The sequence below is a fragment of the Vibrio sp. 10N.239.311.G01 genome (assembly GCF_041465805.1).
Lineage (GTDB): Bacteria > Pseudomonadota > Gammaproteobacteria > Enterobacterales > Vibrionaceae > Vibrio > Vibrio crassostreae_C.
The window spans coordinates 195,802-217,863 of sequence record NZ_JBFSRM010000001.1; the positions used below are offsets into that span (position 1 = coordinate 195,802).

A 22,062-nucleotide genomic window follows, 5' to 3' on the forward strand; every position below is an offset into this window, starting at 1 on the left:
TGCTTTTTTGCTCAACCTAACATTTCGCGGGATAGGTGAGTGTAGTGCGATTTATTTCAGATATAAAAAAGCCCCGCATATTGGCGAGGCTAATATTATTTACTGTCTATTGAGCGTGAGCTTATAGAGACTCAGTAAATGTACGTGCGATTACGTCAGCTTGTTGCTCTGCAGTTAGAGAGTTAAAGCGAACAGCGTAACCAGATACACGGATTGTTAGCTGAGGGTATTTCTCAGGGTGCTTAACTGCGTCTTCAAGAGTTTCGCGGTTAAGAACGTTAACGTTAAGGTGTTGACCACCTTCAATGCCAGCTTCGTGGTGGAAGTAACCATCCATTAGGCCTGCAAGGTTAGCACGTTGGCTGTCTTGTTCTTTACCTAGTGCGTTTGGCACGATAGAGAACGTGTAAGAGATACCATCTTGTGCGTCAGCAAATGGTAGTTTACCTACAGACGTTAGTGATGCTACAGCACCTTTCTCATCACGACCGTGCATTGGGTTTGCACCAGGAGCGAAAGGAGCGCCAGCACGACGACCGTCTGGAGTGTTACCAGTTTTCTTACCGTATACAACGTTAGACGTGATAGTAAGAACTGACTGTGTAGGGATAGAGTTACGGTAAGTCTTAAGCTTACGGATCTTGTTCATGAACGTAGAAACTAGTTCACAAGCAATATCATCTACACGAGAGTCGTTGTTACCGTATTTAGGGTAATCGCCTTCGATTTCGAAGTCAGTTGCGATACCGTCTTCGTCACGGATTGGCTTCACTTTAGCAAACTTAATTGCAGACAGTGAGTCAGCAGCAACAGAAAGACCAGCGATACCACAAGCCATAGTACGACGAACGTCACGGTCATGAAGAGCCATTAGAGACGCTTCGTAGCTATACTTGTCGTGCATGTAGTGAATGCTGTTTAGTGCAGTCACGTATTGCTTAGCTAACCAGTCCATGAATGTGTCTAGGCGACCCATTACGTCATCGTAGTTAAGAACTTCGTCAGTGATCTTGTCTGAAACAGGACCAACTTGCATCTTAAGTTTCTCGTCCACACCGCCGTTGATTGCGTAAAGCATTGTTTTCGCAAGGTTAGCACGAGCACCGAAGAACTGCATTTGCTTACCAACGATCATTGGAGATACACAACAAGCGATAGCGTAATCATCAGACTCTAGGTCAGGACGCATTAGGTCATCATTTTCGTACTGGATAGAAGAAGTATCGATAGATACCTTCGCACAGAAACGCTTGAAGCCGTCAGGTAGTTGCTCAGACCAAAGAACAGTGATGTTTGGCTCTGGAGAAGGACCCATAGTGTATAGAGAGTTTAGGAAACGGAAGTTCGAACGCGTTACTAGCGTACGACCGTCGATACCCATACCACCCATAGACTCTGTTGCCCAGATTGGGTCGCCAGAGAACAGCTCATCGTACTCAGGAGTACGTAGGAAACGAACCATACGCAGTTTCATTACGAAGTGGTCGATCATTTCTTGTGCTTGTTCTTCAGTGATCTTGCCAGCAGCGATATCACGCTCGATGTAGATGTCTAGGAAAGTCGAAGTACGACCTAGAGACATTGCAGCACCGTTTTGAGATTTAACAGCAGCTAGGTAGCCGAAGTAAGTCCACTGGATAGCTTCTTGAGCTGTTTGAGCTGGCTCAGAGATATCGAAACCGTATTTTTCAGCCATTTGCTTGATTTGACCTAGAGCACGATGTTGCTCAGAGATCTCTTCACGCAGTTGCATTGTTTCTGCTAGGTTTTCACCGTTTTCGAATTGCTCTTGAAGAGAAGCAAATTGAGCTTGCTTGTCTTTCATTAGGAAATCAATACCGTAAAGTGCAACACGACGGTAGTCACCAATGATACGACCACGGCCGTAAGCATCAGGAAGACCAGTCAGAACACCAGACTTACGACATTTTAGGATATCAGGAGTGTAGATATCGAAAACGCCAGCATTGTGTGTTTTGCGGTATTCTGAGTAGATTTTTGAAACCATTGGGTCAAGAGTTTCACCGTATGCTTTACAAGAACCTTCAACCATACGCACACCACCGTTAGGGATGATTGCACGTTTTAGTGGCTTCTCAGTTTGTAGACCAACGATAGTCTCAAGATCTTTCTCAATGTAACCTGCATCGTGAGCAGTAATGGTAGAGATAACAGAAGTATCGAAATCTACAGGTGCTTTAGTTGCGTTTTCCTGTTTGATACCTTCCATTACCGAAGACCAAAGCTTGTTAGTTGCTTCAGTACCCTCAGAAACTAGGAAAGACTCGTCGCCTTCATACGGCGTGTAGTTCTTTTGAATGAAATCACGAACGTTTACTTCGCTTTGCCACTCACCTGCAGCAAAATCTTCCCAAGCTTTAGCAAATTGCTCTGCCATGACATACCTACCTTTTTAGTAGAAAAAATACGTACATTAACACTGTTGAGCCAGCGCCCCTCGTAAGGGTAGTACACTCTTATTAATAACAATATATATGAGCATATAAGCGTCATATGGTTATATATATTGTCACTACCTTTTATATGTTGTCTTTACTCTATGAATTCAAGACTACGCTAAAAAATTTCTGTAAACCTTAAACTAAATCAATAAATGCCAAAAAAAGTTGAAAAAATTTGAGTGGCAGGGGTTGCCACCCAAACTTTTTTTTAATCCTAATACTACTTTTGTGTAGTAAGGACCATTATAGCCAAGCTTTTAGGCCATATTGACTTTCTAGCATACCAACTGCAAGCATTGCTACCAGACAGATAACTAAAACGCCAACTGGGATAACAATCTTATCTACAAATGATAGACGCTTCGCACGCTCTTTATCACCAATTAGACCGTTATTATCTAGAAGCATAGTCAGTGCCCATGCTAATACTGGGTTAACAACCGCTGAACCGAAGATACAGATACCAGCTGCTTGAGAGTCTTTTGAATCTTTAACCATCTGCATACCCGCTTCAAGTAGAGGTAGAGATACACCTACAAGTAGCGCAACACGCATCACTGGTGGCCATACTGCTACGTCCATTGGGAAGCCAAGAATCGCAACAATAATACATAGAGAGCCAAGCAAGATTGCGCCGCCAGGAATTGGACGTTTCGCGATTGCTGCTGGGATCATGTAAGTACCCCAAGAAGATGTGATGTTACCACCACCTACTGCAGTACCGACCATTTGACGAACAGAACACATCGTCATTGTGTCATCTACGTCCATCAGAACTTTTTCAGAACGTTTAGGGTAGTTCAGCTCTTGGAAGATACGGTGACCTAGGAAGTCTGGTGACCACATTGCTACTGCAAGAATAGCGAACGGTAGCGAAGCGATGAAGTGCTCAACATTTGGCAAGCCAAGCATCCAACCTTCAGAAGTCGAACCCCACCAGTAAACTGGGTTTAGGTTTGGAATGCCTGTTTCAGTTACGAATTTGATATCGAAACCAGCGCCTAATGCTAATGCAATAGCAAGGCCTGTAAACGCACAAACTGGAATAGCTAACCAACGCTTGTTCACTTTTGCTAAGAAAGCGTAGATAGCAATAGTAATAGCAAGAACGATAAGACCCACGTAACCCATGCTACCCGCTTCAACAGTAGAAGATTGAAGACCAACCGCCCATGCTTGAATTGAGTTGATTTGGCTCATGGTACCGGTTAAGCCTAAGAATATGAGCAAGCCACCTGCTGTACCTTCAGAAGTTAGGTTAACAAGTTTAGATCCGCCTTTTAGGAAACTTAGGATGAGACCGAACACACCGATCAGGATGGCCAATGCAAGAGGGTGAGCACCAGCGAGAGCGATGGTACCGATAAGAGGGATCATTGGGCCGTGGTTGCCGGCAAGGTTTGCTTTAGGGTTAAAGAAACCAGAAGCAAGGATACAAAACAGTAGTGCAGGAATAAGCATTTCTACACGAGCGACTTCAATTGCGAAGTCTTTACCTAGGTTTACGTGATCCCAAGCTTGAGTTAGGCCATCAGCCCACGACATCATTACTGCAGAGTACATCGCAATGATACCAATAGTACCAGCAAGTGCAGGAACAAGATCTTCAAGTTCAAAGCGGAAGTCACGACCTGGAAGGTTTAAACCGAAGCGGCGAGGCTTCATGATTTGAAGTTCGTGATCTAGATAATCTGAGCGGCTCTCAAATTCAGAAGCAGGACGGTGTAGCTCTTTATAGCTTTTCTCTTCTACTTCAGAGTTCGCATTATTGACAACGTCTGACATAGATTCCTCATATTTTTTGTTAGTAATTCTAAAATTGAATTCTATAAGTTCGCGTAATTGCGTTATTTCTTAGTTATAACTCATTAACATTATGTTGCACGTTTTTGCTGTGCTTTATGCAGCTAAGTTAAAAGAAATGTTTGGCATTTTTAATGCCTTATTCTTTGCTGAGGAGTCTAACAAGCTTACCCTTTAGGGTGATTGATCTTGATCACTTTATGAGTATATGTGAAAGAAAGCTACAAAACGCAGCGATTCATTAACTTCCCATTGATGAATCGTGTAATTAGTTTTCACAAATTGACGTTTACCTATCTTCTTCGAGCCTTTGTCGTCATGGCTCGAGTTCAATACTCAATTCTTACTGAGTTATTTCACTATTACTTGCTTCCCAACTGTTCCGAGTGAAATGCTTACAATGTAATAACCTTAAAATTACTGTGCCTTATAGTGTGTTGTGTATGGCTCTATGAGCGTTATATTTTTTGTCAGCGACATTTTCTAGCACACAAAATTTGTTTTGCTAGTAAGACATCGAGCTACGTAAATCTCATTTTGATTAACTTTATGTAAACAATGTAAGAGTGGTAATTACGACTTATTGATAGAACTCATTCATTAAATTGAGGGGAAAACGCTACCTTTTGCATAATAAGTCAGAGTGAATCGCTATTTATTCCAAATTCTTAGGTTAATAATTTGTTGCATGTTAATCCGTGTGGTGCTAGTTTGTATCGCATGAAAAGGTCGGAGTACCTTGCATTTTCACAAACTTGGGAGAGAAAGCGCATGAAAGATGTACCAGCGCTGGACATAAAGGATTTACACAAGACGTTTGGTCAAAATGAAGTTTTAAAGGGAATTTCACTTTCTGCGCATAAAGGCGATGTAGTATCGATTATCGGATCTTCAGGGTCGGGTAAAAGTACTTTCCTTAGATGTATCAATCTTTTAGAGACACCTACTGCTGGCGAGATTTGGGTTAACGGCGAATTAATTCAGATGAAAAACAACCGCCAAGGTGTTTCTGTGCCTGCTAACGAAAAACAAGTACAGCGAATCCGTTCTCGCCTAGCCATGGTTTTTCAGGGTTTTAACCTATGGTCTCACCTGACTGTCCTCGAAAATGTTATTGAAGCACCTGTTCATGTCTTAGGTGTACCTAAAGCTCAAGCGATTGAAAATGCAGAGCTACTGCTTAAAAAAGTAGGTTTGTATGAGCGCAAAGATTACTACCCAGGCCATTTGTCTGGCGGGCAACAACAACGTGCTGCGATTGCAAGAGCGTTAGCCGTTGATCCTGAAGTGATGTTATTCGATGAGCCAACATCGGCGCTTGACCCAGAGTTAGTAGGTGAAGTTCTTGGCGTAATGCGTGACTTAGCAGAAGAAGGAAGAACCATGCTTGTGGTAACACATGAAATGGCTTTTGCTCGTGATGTATCAAACCATGTGATGTTTCTCCATCAAGGTTTAGTGGAGGAACAAGGCGATCCAGCTAAACTGTTTACGGAACCTGAATCTGAACGATTACAAAAATTTATCTCTTCGATTTACTAATCAGAATTGAAATGCCGTCGCCAAGGTAAACAGCGGCGGTGTGAACAATGAAACACAACAAGTACAGTAATAACAAACACAATATTAAAAACTAGCAAAACATAAAAACCTAAATCACAGGAGTAGGGATATGAAAAAGTGGTTATTAGTCGCGGCACTTGCTGCAACTGCTGCAACGGGCGTAGCTCAAGCAAAAGAATGGAAAACAGTACGCTTCGGTATTGAAGGTGCTTATCCTCCATTTAGCTGGACAGAAGCTGATGGTTCACTGAAAGGCTTCGATGTTGATATGGCTAACGCGCTTTGTACTGAAATGCAGGTGCAGTGTAAGATCGTTGCACAAGATTGGGATGGTATTATTCCTTCTCTACTTGCTCGTAAATATGATGCGATCATCGCGGCAATGTCTATCACGGAAGAGCGTAAGAAAAAAATCGATTTCACTGGTAAATACGCACTTATCCCAAATAAGTTCATCGCTAAGAAAGGCGCAGGCCTTAACTTTGACGATCTAAGTGGTCAAAAAATTGCGGTTCAACGTGCAACAACCCACGATAAATACCTGACAGATAACTACGGTGACACAGTAGAAATCGTTCGTTACGGTTCATTCGATGAAGCTTACCTTGATCTAGCAAACGGCCGTGTTGCTGCTGTACTAGGTGATGCATCTGCTCTAGAAGAAGGTGTCCTAAACAAAGCTGGTGGTGAAGACTACGAGTTTGTAGGCCCATCACTAACGGATCCTAAGTGGTTCGGTGAAGGTTTTGGTATTGCTCTACGTAAGCAAGACAAAGATCTGACTAAGCAATTAGATGCGGCAATCCTTTCACTTCGTGAAAAAGGCATCTACCAAGATATCGCTGCTAAATACTTCAACTACGACGTATACGGTCAGTAATCTCTAGCGCCAATTCTTAAGGGAGAGGCTCTCCTCTCCCTGTCTTACCAACTTTTCGCAGTTCTGTTGGAATTCATTATGTTTGATTTACAAGGATATGAAGCTTCGATCCTGAAAGGGGCGGTGCTTACAATCGAAGTTGCCTTGCTGTCGCTAATTTTAGCTATGGTTCTTGGTATGCTAGGTGCCTTAGCAAAACTCGCGCCTTATCGTTGGGCTCGCGCTATCGCAACCCTCTATACAACCGTCATTCGAGGCATTCCCGATCTAGTCTTGATGATGCTGATTTTCTTTGGTGGACAAATCCTTCTAAACAACAGTTTGTATTCCATCAACGAGTGGCTCAACGAGTGGTTTGCATCCAGTGATCCTAACCACGAATGGACCGCTTACTTACCTGATTATATTGATGTCAGCCCATTTGTTGCTGGTGTCTTAACCATAGGCTTTATTTTCGGTGCCTATATGGCAGAAACGTTCCGTGGTGCCATCATGGCTGTCGACAGCGGTGAAATGGAAGCGGCAAAAGCTTATGGTATGAGCCCTGTAAAGGCGTTTCACCGCATACTGCTACCGCAGATGATTCGTCACGCATTACCGGGTTTTGGGAATAACTGGCTGGTATTACTTAAAACCACTGCGCTGGTTTCGATTATTGGCCTAGAAGACATGGTACGTGTTAGTGCACTGGCGGCGGGTTCAACCAAAATGCCATTCACTTTCTACATGACTGTGGCGATTATCTTCTTATTCTTCACCAGTGTTTCAACGGGCTTACTTAAGCTGGTTGAACGTAAATTCAGTATCCACGCGAGGTAGTTATGGACTTTTCATTGATAATTGAAAGCCTGCCGATTTACCTTGGTGGTTTATGGACAACGGCTTGGATGGTTTGCGTAGCTTTGATCATTGGCTTATGTGTAGCCATACCATTAGCTATCGCTCGTAACAGCCCAAATATGCTGATTAACGCTCCTGCTTGGTCATTCATCTATTTCTTCCGTGGTACGCCATTACTGGTTCAGCTGTACCTGATTTACTACGGTATGGACCAATTCTTCCCAGTGAAAGACACATTATGGGAAAACGCATGGTTCTGTGCTTTGGTGGCATTCATTCTTAACACGTCAGCTTATACCGCAGAGATCATTCGTGGTGCGATTAACGGCTTACCTAAAGGTGAAGTCGAAGCAGCAAAAGCTTACGGCATGAGTACACCGAAGACTTACCGTCGTATCATTTTACCAAGTGCTCTGCGTCGCGCATTGCCGGCTTACAGTAACGAAGTCATCTTCATGCTTCACGGCTCTGCGGTAGCGGGTATCGTAACCATTATGGACTTAACCGGTGCAGCACGTTTGGTTAACTCACGTTACTACGCTCCATTCGAGTCTTTCCTAACGGCAGGTCTGTTCTACATGGCGTTAACGTTCATCATCATCGCGATTTTCAAATTCGCAGAGAAACGTTTCCTTGCTTACCTAAGACCACTTAGCTAATTGCATTTTACATAGTTAACAAAACGGCGCTCATTGAGCGCCGTTTTTATTGAAAGTGTCTGTTTAACTCGTTACTTGAACGTCGACCAAATTGGCGCGTGATCAGACGGTTTTTCGATACCACGTAGCTCGTAATCGATGCCAGCTTCAGTACACTTATCAGCAAGCTTTTGAGTCGCTAGGACTACATCAATACGCAGGCCGCGGTTGTCTACGAAGCCTTTTGAGCGGTAATCAAACCACGAGTATTGATCATTCACTTCAGGGTGCAGCAAGCGGAAGCTGTCTACAAAGCCCCAATCCATCAATGTTTTCAACCATTCGCGCTCTTCTGGTTGGAAAGAACATTTACCAGTTTTTAACCAACGTTTCGCATTAGGTTCACCAATGCCGATGTCTGCGTCGATAGGGCTGATATTAATGTCGCCCATCACAATCACTTGCTCATCTTTGTTGTGATAATCGTTTAAGTAAGTCATTAAGTCTTTATAGAACTGGCGTTTGTACGGGTATTTTGTTTCATGCTTGATGTTATCCCCTTGAGGGAAGTAGCCATTTAGCACGGTAACCTTTTCACCATTTTCATCTTCAAACGTCGCCATGATCATGCGTTTTTGATGGTCTTCATTATCTGTTGGGAAACCCTTCTGCACAGAAATAGGCTCTTGCTTACACAACATTGCCACACCGTAGTGGGCTTTTTGACCGTGGAAGTAAACCTTATAGCCCATTGCTTCAACATCAGCAATTGGGAAGGCTTCATCGTGCACTTTTATCTCTTGCAGACCAATCACGTCGGGTTGGTGTTTGTCGATAATAGCTTGCAGTTGGTGAAGGCGGGCTCTAAGACCGTTGATGTTGAAGCTAATTACTTTCATTTGTTTTTATACCTCTCGTAAACCTTTGTCACTGCTTGTTTTTAAAGGTTTTTGATTTGGTGGATTTCATGGTTCATCGTATTTAACCATGCTTAATAATTTCTGTCGCCACTTTGTAGAGACAAAATGGCGACATTAAATGATGTGAATACTTACAGTTACGTAGAATCTATTGAGTCTTAAGTAAATCCAAAAAGAACGCGTATTCAAGTGCGTCTTCTTTTAATCGTTTAAATCGGCCAGAAGCGCCACCGTGACCGGCTTCCATATCGGTTTTGAACAGCATTACGTTGTTGTCTGTTTTCATTTCACGCAGCTTCGCAACCCATTTCATTGGCTCAAAGTACTGCACCTGTGAGTCATGCAGGCCTGTCGTTACCAACATGTTCGGGTAGTTTTGTACCTTAATGTTGTCGTACGGTGAGTACCCCAGCATGTAATCGTAGTAGGCTTTATCGTTCGGGTTACCCCATTCGTCATACTCATTGGTGGTTAGAGGGATCGATTCATCGAGCATGGTTGTCACAATGTCTACAAACGGAACATGTGCACCAATACCACGGTACAGTTCTGGTGCTTGGTTGATGATTGCTCCCATCAATAGACCGCCAGCAGACCCCCCAACGGCGAACACTTTATCTTTCGCGCCGTAGCCTTCTTCAACAAGCTCTTTGGTTACATCAATAAAGTCGTTGAACGTGTTTTGTTTGGTCAGTTTTTTGCCATCTTCATACCAAGGGCGACCAAGCATTTCTGAACCGCGGACATGTGCGATGGCATAAACAAAACCTCTATCCAGTAGGCTTAGGCGAGTTGAGCTGAAGGTAGGTTCAATCGTAGAGCCGTAAGACCCATAGCCGTATTGGTAGATTGGGTTAGTGCCGTCTTTCTTAAATAAGTCTTTACGATAAACCAAAGAGACAGGAACTTGCTTACCATCGCGAGCCGTAATCATGATTCGCTCTGATTGGTAGTTATCCGCTTCGAAATCACCTAATACGGGTGTTTGCTTCATGAGTTCGGATTCACCTGTACTTAGGTCGAAATCATAGTAAGTACCTGGCGTGGTTAAGCTGCTGTAATAGATACGAACTTTTGCGTTATCTAATTCATAGTTACTCGTTAGGTAAGCGGCAAATGCGGTGTCGTTAAATTCAAGTGGAAACTCGTGGCCTGTTGAGAGTTGGCGAACTTTCACTGTAGACAAGCCATCCGCGCGTTGCTCGTAGACAAGATGGTCATCAAACAACTCGAAATCTACAAGCTGAGTATTATCGTCCGCTGGGATGACATCGACCCATTTTGAGCGATCATGCATCTCTTCGGTTGTGACTTTCATTAAACGGAAGTTGACCGCTTGGTAGTTGGTGTAGATGTAATACAAATCACCTAGCTTAGCGATGCTGTACTCTATGCCGCTCTCTTTTGGGTAGAAAGCCTCAACTGTAGCCTTTGGGTTGTTGGCATCGATGACTGAGACACCGCTGGTTTCTGTGCTCGAATGCCAAATGTAGACCTGTTCTCCATCTTTGCTTTTACTCAAAGAGGTGTAGTAAGCGCTATCGGCTTCTTCGTAGATTAACTGATCGCTTGCCTGAGCTGTGCCTAACACGTGGCGGTAAACTTGATAACCCAGCAATGTTTGTGGATTTTTTTTGATGTAGTAGAAGGCTTGGTTGTCGTTTTGCCACGCGATAGCACTTGAAGCGCCTTCAATTTCATCTTTTAGGTATTCACCTGTTGTGAGGTCTTTGATCTTGATGGTGTAAATGCGGCGGCTTAGCGTATCTTCGCCATAGGCCAACAAGTTTTCGTCTGGGCTGATCGTTAAGCCACCAATACTGAAGAATTCATGCTCTTTTGCTAGCTCGTTTACATCTAAGATGACTTGCTTGTCTGTGCCTAAAAAGTTTTTTTCACGCAGGTGAACTGGGTATTCGTTGTCGCCTGTCACCTTATTCGAGTAGTAGTAACTGCCTTTGCGAACCGGTACCGAATTGTCGTCTTTCGCGATTCGGCCTTTAATCTCTTCAAATAATTGTTTTTGTGCTGCTTCTGTATGTTTCAACACCGTATCTGCGTACTGATTCTCTTGCTCAAGTTGTTGCAATATCTCTGGATCTTGGCGTGCATCATCGCGCATCCAATAGTAATCATCGATTCGGGTTTCACCATGAATCGTCATTGCGTGAGGGACTTTCTTAGCAACGGGTGCTTGGGTTTGCTGAGCGACGAGCTGTGATTGAGAGTAGTGGTTCATGGTTGAGATTCCTTGATTGCTGCATCCGGCGACAAGCGCTATTGATACGGCTAATGTGGTTAAAGCGATACGCATCTGTATATCCTTAGTGTGTACCTTACTCGTTTTAATGCCAGCATCCTTTGTTGTGAGAGTTCAGGTACGTTGGTGTTCTTCCAGTGATATTATTTATAATTGGATTCTGGATATGCACCTTCATCGTAAGTGTCTGTTATTGTTTTCAAAAAATCAAAGTAATGTTAAATGAAATTACTGATACGTGAGAGTGGAAGGAATAAATGTGCAACAAAAAGGGACACACTTTTCAGTATGTCCCTTTCCTTTGTTTAGCAAGATTCGAGTTTTACGTTAAATAGCCAATGGCATTTCGTTTGAGTGGTCAGGTTTACGATTAACCCAACGTAAACCAAGCATAGCGATGAATGACATAGCAATCATCAGGCAACCGAGTGGCAGTTGGTCTTGAGCTGGGAAGAACGATGCCAATAGTGTTGCGATGCCAGCACCTAGGTTTTGCATACCACCTAAAATCGCACCTCCAGTACCAGCGTGGTACGGGAATGGCGAAAGTGCCCCTGTTGTTGCTGCTGGGAATAATATGCCAGCGCCCAAGAAGTAAATTGTGGCACCGCCAATCAAAGTTAATGCTGTTGTTTGACCAAACAGACCCGGTATCAATACCACTGTTGAGCCTACCAATATCGCAACCAGACCAACATTCAATGCACGGCGCTCAGAGCGACGTTGTGCGATGTAACTAGATAAGCCTGCACCGACTAAGTAACCTGGAATAGGCAAGACAAACAGCAAGCTTACTGTGGTTGCCGGTAAGCCAAGTACGCCACCAAGCAACACACCTGCCGCTGCTTCAAATACGGCTACACCAGCAAAGGTTGCGACTAATACCAATAAGAAACCTTGGAAACGTTTATCAGACAGAACGAACTTGTAGCTGTTGGCAACCGATTCATGCTTGCGTCGTTCTTTCGGCAGTGTTTCCATCATGCTCGTCATCATAGTGATCACAACAGCAATACCAAACAGCGCAAGGAATAAGTAGCTAGAACGCCAGCCGAAAACTTCTGTTAGGTAACCACCCAGTACAGGAGCCATCAATGGTGAGAAAATCACACACATGCTAATCAAGCTGTTTGCACGGTGCAGCTCTGCGCCTTCAAAACAGTCGCGAGTCAATGTACGAGACATCGCACCACCACAACCGATGCCCAAACCTTGGATAAAGCTGCCCGCTAAGAACCATTCATATTCGTGAGCGAACAATGCTACCAAAGTACCGATGATGTAGATGATCAAACCAATCACGATGATCGGTTTACGACCTAGGCGATCTGAAAGTGGGCCGTAAACAAATTGCGACAGACCATAAGGGATCAAGTAACACGCCATCACTGCCTGCAGTGAAGATGCCGAAACTAAGAACTCACCTGCCATATGACCGATAGAAGGCACGTACATCGTTTGAGTCATTTGACCTACGGCAGTCAGAATAGCGATTAAAAAGGTAAGTTTCGCTAATGGAAACGAGGCGGACATTTGCGTATCTCTCCAAAAATTAAGACGTAAAAAGCCTTAGCGCTCCATTAAAGGAGAGCCAAATGAATAAAGTGTTCAGGGAATCTAGGCGCGAGATATTAGATCTTGATTGCGGGCTTAGCAATCAAAAAGTGTGAAGTTGAGCAAGATAAAAATCTATAACTTGGATTATAAAAACTAATCCGAAGTTACTGCATTTTAAAGAGGGAGAGGGTGGAGTGGGCTTCCTTTAAATATCGATGTTCTGGCTATGTCCAAAGCGCTAAAACCTAAGCAACACAGCTAATGATTATATGAGTACATCATTTGAAATCACAGAAAAAAGGAAGAAAACACGCTCTATTAACATTTGTATAAACTTTCGTTTTATATGTAAGCAATTTGTGCTGTAATTATCCGCTAAGCTATTCGTCTAACTCATTTACATTGTGTACAGCAATTCGTTGTCGATGTGATAGTTATGGTTATGGAAGTCTTTTGGCTTAAATAAGGATATTAAATGCGCTCTCTATCGGTACAGTGGAAAATAACCCTCTTAGCAGGTTGTTGTTTAATCATTACGTCACTGTCTCTTATTGGTTTCTCGATCTACAACGCGACGAGCAATCAACAAGTCATCAAATCTCAAAGTTCAGAATCAGTTATCAATAAAACTCAGCAGTTGCTGGCGTCTGTTTCTCAGCTAAACGCTCAAGAAACTCAACGTTATGTAGACGAAGCTATTTACCGCGCAGAGATGCTTGCGGCCAGTGCTCAGTTTCTAAAAAACAATGCAGACGAAAACTTTACACCAAGTGAAGAGCTTCGTACCGCCTTGGATGAAATGGTTCGTCGCTCGGTTTTAAACTTCGACTCTATTCAAGGAGCGTATCTAGTTTTCAAGCCTGACTTGCTCGATAGTGAAGATGCGAATTATGTCGATGCTGATTATGTTGGTTCTAACGAAAAAGGTCGTTTTGCTCCTTACTGGAAGGTGGCAGATAACGGTGAAAATGTTCTAGCGAACGTTCTTTCAGAATCTATCTTGAATGATGACAGCAATAGCGAACGTTTTTACTGTCCTTTGTCTTCAGGGCAAACGTGTATTAGTACGCCGAGAGTCGTGAACAGCGGTGGTTTAGCACTACTTACGTCCTCTATTTCAGTCCCTATTTTGGTTGACGACGTTGCTATTGGTTTTCTTGGTATTGATCTAAGACTTGATGGTTTAACCAGTGTGATTACTCAATCTGACCAGAGCTTGTTTAACGGTGCGGGTAAAGCTTACGTGGTTAGTCTAGATGGTTCGGTCATCGCTTCTGATGATTCAAGCATTGCAGTCGGTTCAACTTTCCAAAGTGGCAATACAAACAGTGATTTAATGACCGACTTTATCTTTGGTGGTGAAGTGACAACGCAATGGAGCGAGAACGGTGAGTGGTTACTTGCCTTTGCACCTGTTGTTGCAGCTAACCAAACTTGGGGGGTGTTGTTTGAGATCCCAAGAGACAGTGTCGTCGCTGACGCAAATAAATTGGATTCCACCATTAGCACTAAGCTAAGTGAAGGCATCAAAACAGAAGTGATCGCCGGTACAGTGTTTATTATCTTTGGCTTAGCCATTATCGCGTTTGCCTCGTTGTCTATTGTGAAGCCGATTCGTCAGGTTGTGGAAAGGTTGAATGACATCGCTTCAGGTGAAGGTGATTTGACCCAACGTTTGGAAGTGAAATCTCAAGACGAAATTGGTCAGCTATCCAAAGGGTTCAACTTATTCTTAGATAAGCTACAACACACGATCAAAGAAGTGATTCACACCACTGAGCAAGTGGCGAGCACGACAAGCCAGGCTAAAGCATCGGCATCAAGCACTCGAGAAAGCAGTGAATCTCAATTTAAAGAAGTGGATCTTGTGGCGACAGCGGCAGAAGAGATGACTCAAACTGCGGGCTTAGTGGTACAAAACGCAGAAGTGGCCGTTGATGCTGCTTGTGAAGCGAATCGTTCTGCTCAACAAGGGCAACAAGTCATCGAACTTTCAGCCGGTGAAATGAGAAAGCTGGTTGAGCGTATGTCGAGTGCTGTTCCTATTGTTGAAGAATTGGCAAAAAATAACGGAAACATCACCGAGATCTTAAGTGTGATTGAAGGGATCTCTGAGCAAACTAACTTACTGGCATTGAACGCGGCGATTGAAGCGGCTCGTGCTGGCGAACAAGGTCGAGGTTTTGCTGTTGTTGCGGATGAGGTAAGAAACCTCGCAAGTCGCACCCAGTCATCGGTTGGTGAGATCAGAGCGGTGATCGACAAGGTTCATGCTGGAACTCAAGATGTCGTTGAAGCAATACAAGAAGGCAATATCCTAGCTAACGATACAGCACTACACGTTCAGAAAGCAGTTGAAGATCTGGGGTCGATCTTTACTTCTATTGAGGCGATCAGTGATATGAACAGTCAGATCGTTCGAGCAGCCGAAGAGCAACAATCGGTTTCCGGTGAAGTAAATCAAAGCGTGGTTAATATTCGCGATTTGAGTGCGAAGATCTTGGAGCAAGCCGCGGCTTCTGAGCAAGTCGGCAATGAAATTGACCAACTGTCTCAACAACAACAGAAGTTGGTCAATCAGTTCAAGGTATAAGCATTAAGCCTTAACCAGTTCTTGAATAGAAAAAGGGACAAATGAAGATTTCATTTGTCCCTTTTTTAATTGTTTATTTAGAGGCTAGGCAATAACCAGCGGTTGACGCTGCTTACTCTTCGATAAACCAGTAGCCTTTGTTGACCAATTCAGTCACGACAGTTACGCCCGAAGGAGATAGGGCAGTAGCCGAGGTAATCATGGTCTCATCGCAAAGTATGTTGAGTAACGAAGAATCCGCTTCATCAACCTTAACCACTTCGCCATTGATGTAAGCCGTGTTGCTTTCATTTTCGTGGTAGAGCGCTTTTAAGCCTGATACTCGGTGAATTTCACCTTCAGACTCTATGTGTTGAGCGATCTCTTCTTGAGTCCATAGTGGCTCTGGAGCAACGATATCAAGCTGGTGGCGTGATTGGCTTAGCAGACAACCCATGAATTCACTGATGGTTTCAGGTTGCTCTAGTGCAGATTTCAACATGCCTGTGAGATTACTTAAATCCGATGAACGAATTTTTCCGTAGCCTTCTTGCATTTTGAATTCTGGATCGTGCAGGTGTACGTCACCCATATCATGAGCAAGCACAAAATCGGCAAAGTTGCTGATCAGTTCTTGTTCTTTAGGCGAGCGGTAGCCAATAGAGTAGCTCATTGACGGCTCTAACGTGCTCCCTTCATGTGGGAAACCTGGTGGGATATAAAGGATATCGCCCGGCTCTAAAGTTTCATCAATGATTGGGTCAAAACCTTCAATTTGACGAAGTGCAGACGCTTGAACAGTCTCTTTGTATTGGCCAACATCTTTAGCGCCAACCTTCCATTGACGTTTGCCTTGACCTTGAATGATGAAGACATCGTATTGATCAATATGTGGGCCTACGCCGCCTTCAGGTGCTGAGTAGCAGATCATGAGATCGTCGAATAACCAGTTTGGTAACGCTTGGAACGCCTCAGTCAGCTGATTTGCGCCTTGGTGCCAGTGGTTCGCTGCTTGAACGATCAGTTGCCAATGAGTTTCGGTTAATTCGCCAAACTTTTCTTCAGAGAATGGGCCGTGTTCTGCAGTCCACTGATTGTCGAGGTTAGAGACAAAGCGAGAATCCACTTCTTCTTCCATCGATAAACCAGCAAGTTCTTCCGGCGAAATTGGGTCGACGAAGTTTTGGAAGCCACCCTTTAAGATGGTTGGTTTTTTATGCCAGTAGTTTTCAAGAAACTCGGGCATAGAAAAGCTGAGTTGGTACATGTGAATCCTGTATATTTTTATGCTAGATGCTAGATGCTAGATGCTAGATGCTAGATGCTAGATGCTAGATGCTAGTTTGGCTTGTAAATCTTGCTGGACAATTTTGATTGCTTCTAACGCGACTTTTGGATCGATTTCGTTGCTTTCGAGCAGATAGATCAGGTCGACAGCTAACTTAACTTCTTCTGGTGCGTTATCCAGTGGTGATGGTGTGTTATCAGTGTTCATTTCGCTTAGGGTTCTCTAAGTTAATCAGTCTCTCAATATTTTTCATTGAGTCTTCACAGCGTTCTAATCGCTCTTTTGCTAACTGCCAAGCCTCTTCCGCTTTTTTCTTACTGTGGCGAGGCGCAGAATCAAACGCTAACTTTCGTACTCGTACTAAATCGACCAATCGCTTTTGCCAGTCTTGGTGCTGGGCGAGTTCGTTGTATAGGTCGTTCAGGGTTTTCCCTGACTTGCTTTTTCGGTCCAAGCGTAAATCGTGGTTGGCTAACTCTCTTTGGATTGCTGCAATCTGATTGGTCAGCTTTTCTGTCAGGTAGTTGGCTCTGGACGCGGTCAGTTGATTTGAGGTTTGTTCACGTACAATGGTGCGGTACGTTGCCTGAGTTTCAAGTGCATAGGGAAGCAAAACAGAGGCGCCGCATTTAAATAAGGCTCGGTCAAACAAGGCTTGATGATAAGCCCCTCGAGATTTGTCAACCTGCGAGCAATGGCCAATCAAGGTATCAATAACACTTTTTAGCTTTGAAAATTGATTCATTTCACTTCCCGTTGGCTACTGCCTATAAGTTCACAAACCAAGCTTCGTATGCCAGTTTAATTGCAAGTACGCTTACAACTGTAACAAACACAGGTCTTATAAATGTAGCACCGAACCGAATAGCAGAGTGAGCGCCAACAAATGCACCGGCCATCAAACAAAGGCCCATGGTTAAACCTAGAACCCAATCAATATGACCAAGAATCGCGAAGGTCACCAAAGAGGTAAAGTTACTGGTAAAGTTCATGGCTTTGGATAGACCAGAGGCAAGTAAGATGTTTAAGCGATAAAGCGCCATAGAGCTTACCGTCCAAAACGCGCCAGTTCCTGGGCCAGCAACCCCATCATAAAAGCCAAGAATGAATCCTTGGTACTTTTGTTTTCTCTTAAGCACAGGGCATGGCTTAGGAGACACATTATGGCTCACATCTGGAGTCTTATGAAAAATGGTATAGATCGCTGCGGCAAGAATGACTAACGGCAATACCTTCTCTAACCACTCGGTGCTAATGGCATCAACAGTGAGTGTGCCGATGGTCGCACCTATTAAAGTAGATATGAATGCATTGACCCAACACTCAGGCTTGAACAGCTTTTTACGGTAGTAAGTGAATGCAGCTGTAGATGAAGCAAACGTTGCGGCCAGCTTATTAGTTCCGAGTGCAATGTGTGGCGGCAGGCCAAGCGATAGCAAAGCTGGAACGGTTAACATCCCTCCGCCACCTGCGACAGCATCAATAAAGCCTGCTGCAAATGCAACCAGAGCAAGTATGACCAACATGGTTGGCTCAATCATTTCCATAAATAGCTAGTGTTCTCGTTATCGGCTGATAGGGCAGCCACATGAAAAATCTATGGATTAGTCATGTTGGGTTGTGAATGCAAGGGCCTAGCGATGAAGGCCCATAACTACCTCAAGGGCAGGGGATATTAGTATTTTATTGTTCTTTTAAAAGGCGGTAGTGAATCGAGTAGGGACTTTCCGTATCGCTTCGTTACTATGCGTCTATCAAGGATCGTGACTTTACCAGAATCTCTTTCCTTACGCAGTAGTCTACCCACAGATTGAATAAGCTTTTTACTCGCATCTGGAACAGTAATCTGCATAAAAGGGTTACCACCGCGTGATTCAATATATTCTGAATGTGCTTGCTCTACGGGAGAGGTAGGAACACCAAAAGGAATCTTGGTAATAACGAGGTTTTCAAGAAGCTCACCCGGTAGATCAAGACCTTCAGAAAAGCTGCCAGTTCCAAAAAGAACGCTGGTTTTACCTTGGTCTATTAGCTTTTTATGTTTTTTTAGAATTTCAGTTCGTGAAGTATCGCCTTGAACCTGCAATGCCCACGACTTTTTAACGAAATCTGTTGTTAAAGCCTCTGCAACTTTGTTCATTTGCCAGTAAGAAGAGAATAGAACGAGATTGGCTTTTTTGTCTTCTATTACCTTAGGCAAAATTTCAATAAGATATTCGGTAAACTGAGGTGCTTGTGGTTCGTACTTCATTGCCGGAACGATCAGCTCAGCTTGATTCTGGTAATCAAACGGTGATGCCAAAGCCAAAAACTGTACGCCATCTTCTGCTTTTTGGCTGATACCGGCTTGATGACAGAAAAAGCTGAAAGAGTTGAGCGCCCTCATGGTCGCAGATACTAATACGGCACCCACACAGCGGCTCCAGATTTGTTGATCCAGTTGCCAACCTACCTCTAGTGGCGAAACATTCACAACGAAATCGCCTTCGCTTTCTTTATTCAGTTCGAGCCAACGAGCCAAAGGAGCGCCTTTTTCTCTCTTCGGTTCAGCCATTAAGCGCCAAACTTGAGCAAGGTTCTCTGTTCTTTGCATATAGAAGCCAATTTCTGCCAGTGCCGGCTCTGCAAGTTTTGCTGAAAGCTCGCCGTCTTTAACTCGTTCTGCAATTAGGTCTGCAATCTTCGCAACGGCTTGGCTCGCCTTTTGCGTGAGCTGCTTGAGATCTTTAGATTCATTCTCAAGCCACTCTGGTAAGTCGCCATGTTCGAAGCGATACAAGCCGTCTTCAAAGTGGTTAGCGTCAAACTGTTTACTCATTTGAGTCAGGGTAGGGATCAGCTGTTGCACTGAGTCTTGCAGCTCATTTCGAAATCGATGGACACGTTTCTCGTCAGCGAGGCCTGAAAGCTTAGTGATTGATTGATTCAAACGCTCCAACCACGATGCTGCGCCTTTTAAGCTCGCAGCCGCAGAAGAGTGATCTCTGGCTACATGCGGTAAATGGTGAGCTTCATCGAATATATAGATGCTATTTTCTGGTTCAGGCAGTATCACGCCGCCGCCTAAGTCTGCATCAGCCATCACTAAACTGTGATTGGCGATAATCACGTCTGCTTTATCTAGCTCTGAGCGAGCTTTCTGGAAAGGGCAGTCTCTATGCGTAGGCATACTGTTGTTACAGCTGTGCTTATCGCTGACAATCATCTGCCAAATCATGTTGTCGATGGGTTTTGGCCACGAATCACGGTCACCATCCCATTTACCTTGGGTTAGGCTACGATACATGGTTTGAAGTTGGTCGATATCCTTCTTCTTTGGCTTAGATTCGAACATGGCCATTTGTCCGCCATCAACCCCGCAGGCAGCGGCTAGCTTTTCGGAACAACAATAACGCTGTCTGCCCTTCGCTAATATGAAAGAAAACTCTCGATCAGTCAGTCTTCTATATAGAGGGAGATCTTTATTGACGAGCTGTTCTTGTAGCGCAACCGTCGCCGTTGATATGACTATTTTTCGGTTATTGAGCACAGCGACAGGAATAGTTGCCATTAAATAAGCCAGTGATTTCCCGATCCCGGTTCCCGCTTCTGCAACAATCATGCGATTACTTTTGTGGTATTGACCACAAAGTGTCTTCGCTATTTCTGCAACAAGGTAATTTTGAGCACGTCGAGGTACAAAGTTGTCCAACTGATTTTGGAGGTTTTGATAACTGGTGCGAATAGATTTTTGAATTTTAGTAGTTAGCATACTGTGACCTACGTAACGGAGCGAGGATAGTAGCACATATCACTAGTCGGTACATTTACGGTGAAATAGCTTGCTTTTGAATCAAAGGTAGATCTTGTTCACAAAAAAAAACTGAACCATCAGGAACTTAACTATTTTATTTATGTTGCGAAATATAAATATTAAAAAAGACTTGCTTGTAGGTGTTAAATCCTGAGATTTGGCGTTTTTACAAGTTGTTTGTGGTGTTAAATGCTGTTTTGTTCTTTTTTTGGATTATTATATTTCCTAATAAAACTAAGGATAAGCTGCTCGTAAAACTATGAAAAAAAATGTAAGTAGTTGATTTTGATTGCTTTGTGTTTTTTTTAGGTTTGTTTTTAGTTTATTTGACACGCAGGATAATCTTTTGCAATCTAGACCTCGAAATTTAGTGACGGTGATTAACCAACAAAGAGTGGTAATGATCAGTCATAAAAATAAAAGGGAACCGGGCAAGGATCTCCCATTCTTAGAAAAGGCAGTGGATTTATTATGAAAAAGACTCTATTAGCGCTAGCAGTAATGACTGCAGCAGGTTCAGCAAACGCAGCTATCGAAATTTACAACCAAGATGGCGTATCTGTTGATCTTAAAGGCGATATCGAAGTTGTGTACAGCAACGAATTTAAGAAAGGCTCTTCGATGGAGCAAAAAATCGAAGATGCTGACTTCGGCTTCGATGTAAAATACATGGTGAACGCTGACTGGAAAGTTGGCGCTTACTGGGAATTTAACGGTTCTGATAACGCAAACGCTGAAAATACTAAAAACGGCGATACATACGTAGCGGCATACCACAATACTTTTGGTTCTATCAAATTTGGTCGCCTATGTACTGCTGTTGATGATCTAGGTATCGGCGGTGATGAAGCGTTCGGTATCTCTACTCTTCTAGACAATGAAACTAAAGAATGTGCTGACGAAGCTGTTCGTTACGATTTCGATAATGGTGATCTCTACGCTACGTTAGGTTACGTTCAAGATAAAGTTGACGGTTCTGATAACGCAGAAGCTGAAGGTACTAACGTAGAATACTTTGATGCTCGTATGGGTTACCGTTTCGCTGATTTCGACGTTTCTGCATTTGTTGCTAACCTTAACGCAGAGAGCGCAAACGGTGATCACCAAGGTTACGGTGCTGAGTTAGTATACTCTGGTATTGAAAACGTATACCTATCTACAGCATATTACGGTGTAGCTTCTGACGCTGATAATGATGACAACTCAGTAATCGCATTTGCTGCTGGTTACACTATGGGTCTTTGGGGCTTTAACGCTGGTTACTCAATCGGTGACCACGACGTAGACGTTAAAGATGAAGACCGTTGGTTTGTTAACTCAACTTACGCAATCGCACCAAACACTAAAGTATACGCAGAAGTGGGTGGTATCGATTCAGACAACGTTGTTTACAAAACTGATTCAGGTCTAGCTATTGGTGTTGAAGCATCATTCTAATTGACTTCTTAATTGAGTCTTAAAAAAAGCCACCTTAGGGTGGCTTTTT

Annotated in this window: 16 protein-coding genes; 6 read left to right on the plus strand and 10 right to left on the minus strand. The window is 43.5% G+C overall.

Translation table 11 applies throughout. The features are described 5' to 3' along the window. Positions 1-121 precede the first annotated feature (121 nt). Together pflB and AB6D06_RS00865 are read right to left on the minus strand one after the other, a co-directional pair. Entirely contained in the window at positions 122-2,398 is a 2,277-nt protein-coding gene (gene pflB / locus AB6D06_RS00860; protein ID WP_017063492.1) for a formate C-acetyltransferase, read from the minus strand. Positions 2,399-2,705: 307 nt separating this feature from the next. Beyond that, entirely contained in the window at positions 2,706-4,247 is a 1,542-nt protein-coding gene (locus tag AB6D06_RS00865; RefSeq protein ID WP_372100532.1) for a DUF3360 family protein, read from the minus strand. Positions 4,248-5,036: 789 nt separating this feature from the next. Here AB6D06_RS00865 and AB6D06_RS00870 point away from each other — a divergent pair. From AB6D06_RS00870 to AB6D06_RS00885, 4 genes are all read left to right on the plus strand, one after another. Next, a complete protein-coding gene (locus AB6D06_RS00870) occupies positions 5,037-5,807 on the plus strand; it encodes an ABC transporter ATP-binding protein (protein WP_102427863.1) in 771 nt (256 codons plus the stop codon). A gap of 130 nt (positions 5,808-5,937) precedes the next feature. Beyond that, positions 5,938-6,708, plus strand: coding sequence for an ABC transporter substrate-binding protein (locus AB6D06_RS00875; RefSeq protein WP_010437364.1), 771 nt, complete (start codon positions 5,938-5,940; stop codon positions 6,706-6,708). Between the two features lie 78 nt (positions 6,709-6,786). After that, positions 6,787-7,527, plus strand: a complete 741-nt coding sequence (locus AB6D06_RS00880) for an ABC transporter permease (RefSeq protein ID WP_017062124.1) — start codon at positions 6,787-6,789, stop codon at positions 7,525-7,527. 2 nt (positions 7,528-7,529) lie between these two features. Next, positions 7,530-8,207 carry an ABC transporter permease gene (locus AB6D06_RS00885; RefSeq protein WP_102427862.1) on the plus strand — a complete coding sequence of 226 codons (678 nt, stop codon included), beginning with the start codon at positions 7,530-7,532 and terminating at the stop codon, positions 8,205-8,207. 71 nt (positions 8,208-8,278) lie between these two features. Here AB6D06_RS00885 and xthA read toward each other — a convergent pair whose 3' ends face one another. From xthA to emrD, 3 genes are all read right to left on the minus strand, one after another. Next, on the minus strand, positions 8,279-9,085 hold the full coding sequence (xthA, locus tag AB6D06_RS00890; RefSeq protein ID WP_010437369.1) for an exodeoxyribonuclease III: 807 nt from the start codon (positions 9,083-9,085) through the stop codon (positions 8,279-8,281). 169 nt (positions 9,086-9,254) lie between these two features. Continuing rightward, positions 9,255-11,345, minus strand: a complete 2,091-nt coding sequence (locus tag AB6D06_RS00895; RefSeq protein WP_372109840.1) for a S9 family peptidase — start codon at positions 11,343-11,345, stop codon at positions 9,255-9,257. Between the two features lie 348 nt (positions 11,346-11,693). Next, the gene (emrD, locus tag AB6D06_RS00900) at positions 11,694-12,899 is read right to left on the minus strand and encodes a multidrug efflux MFS transporter EmrD (RefSeq protein ID WP_017065927.1); all 1,206 of its coding nucleotides are present in this window, start codon (positions 12,897-12,899) and stop codon (positions 11,694-11,696) included. 499 nt (positions 12,900-13,398) lie between these two features. Between emrD and AB6D06_RS00905 the strand changes: the two genes are divergently transcribed. Further along, the gene (locus AB6D06_RS00905) at positions 13,399-15,516 is read left to right on the plus strand and encodes a methyl-accepting chemotaxis protein (RefSeq protein ID WP_372109824.1); all 2,118 of its coding nucleotides are present in this window, start codon (positions 13,399-13,401) and stop codon (positions 15,514-15,516) included. A gap of 112 nt (positions 15,517-15,628) precedes the next feature. Here the strand turns inward: AB6D06_RS00905 and AB6D06_RS00910 are convergent, their stop codons facing one another. The 5 genes from AB6D06_RS00910 to dinG all read right to left on the minus strand — a co-directional run bounded on the left by AB6D06_RS00910 (position 15,629) and on the right by dinG (position 20,534). Then, positions 15,629-16,762: a cupin domain-containing protein gene (locus AB6D06_RS00910; RefSeq protein ID WP_017066710.1), complete on the minus strand. Its 1,134-nt coding sequence runs from the start codon at positions 16,760-16,762 to the stop codon at positions 15,629-15,631. 57 nt (positions 16,763-16,819) lie between these two features. Next, entirely contained in the window at positions 16,820-16,990 is a 171-nt protein-coding gene (gene rsmS / locus AB6D06_RS00915; protein WP_017055021.1) for a pleiotropic regulatory protein RsmS, read from the minus strand. Next, positions 16,980-17,528, minus strand: coding sequence for a primosomal replication protein (locus AB6D06_RS00920; RefSeq protein ID WP_017070024.1), 549 nt, complete (start codon positions 17,526-17,528; stop codon positions 16,980-16,982). The genes rsmS and AB6D06_RS00920 overlap by 11 nt, the downstream gene beginning before the upstream one ends. 22 nt (positions 17,529-17,550) lie before the next feature. Continuing rightward, a complete protein-coding gene (locus AB6D06_RS00925) occupies positions 17,551-18,330 on the minus strand; it encodes a sulfite exporter TauE/SafE family protein (RefSeq protein ID WP_372100527.1) in 780 nt (259 codons plus the stop codon). A gap of 128 nt (positions 18,331-18,458) precedes the next feature. Further along, entirely contained in the window at positions 18,459-20,534 is a 2,076-nt protein-coding gene (gene dinG, locus AB6D06_RS00930; RefSeq protein ID WP_372109825.1) for an ATP-dependent DNA helicase DinG, read from the minus strand. Positions 20,535-21,047: 513 nt separating this feature from the next. Here dinG and AB6D06_RS00935 point away from each other — a divergent pair. Further along, on the plus strand, positions 21,048-22,013 hold the full coding sequence (locus AB6D06_RS00935) for a porin (RefSeq protein WP_372109826.1): 966 nt from the start codon (positions 21,048-21,050) through the stop codon (positions 22,011-22,013). The last annotated feature ends 49 nt before the right edge of the window (positions 22,014-22,062 follow it).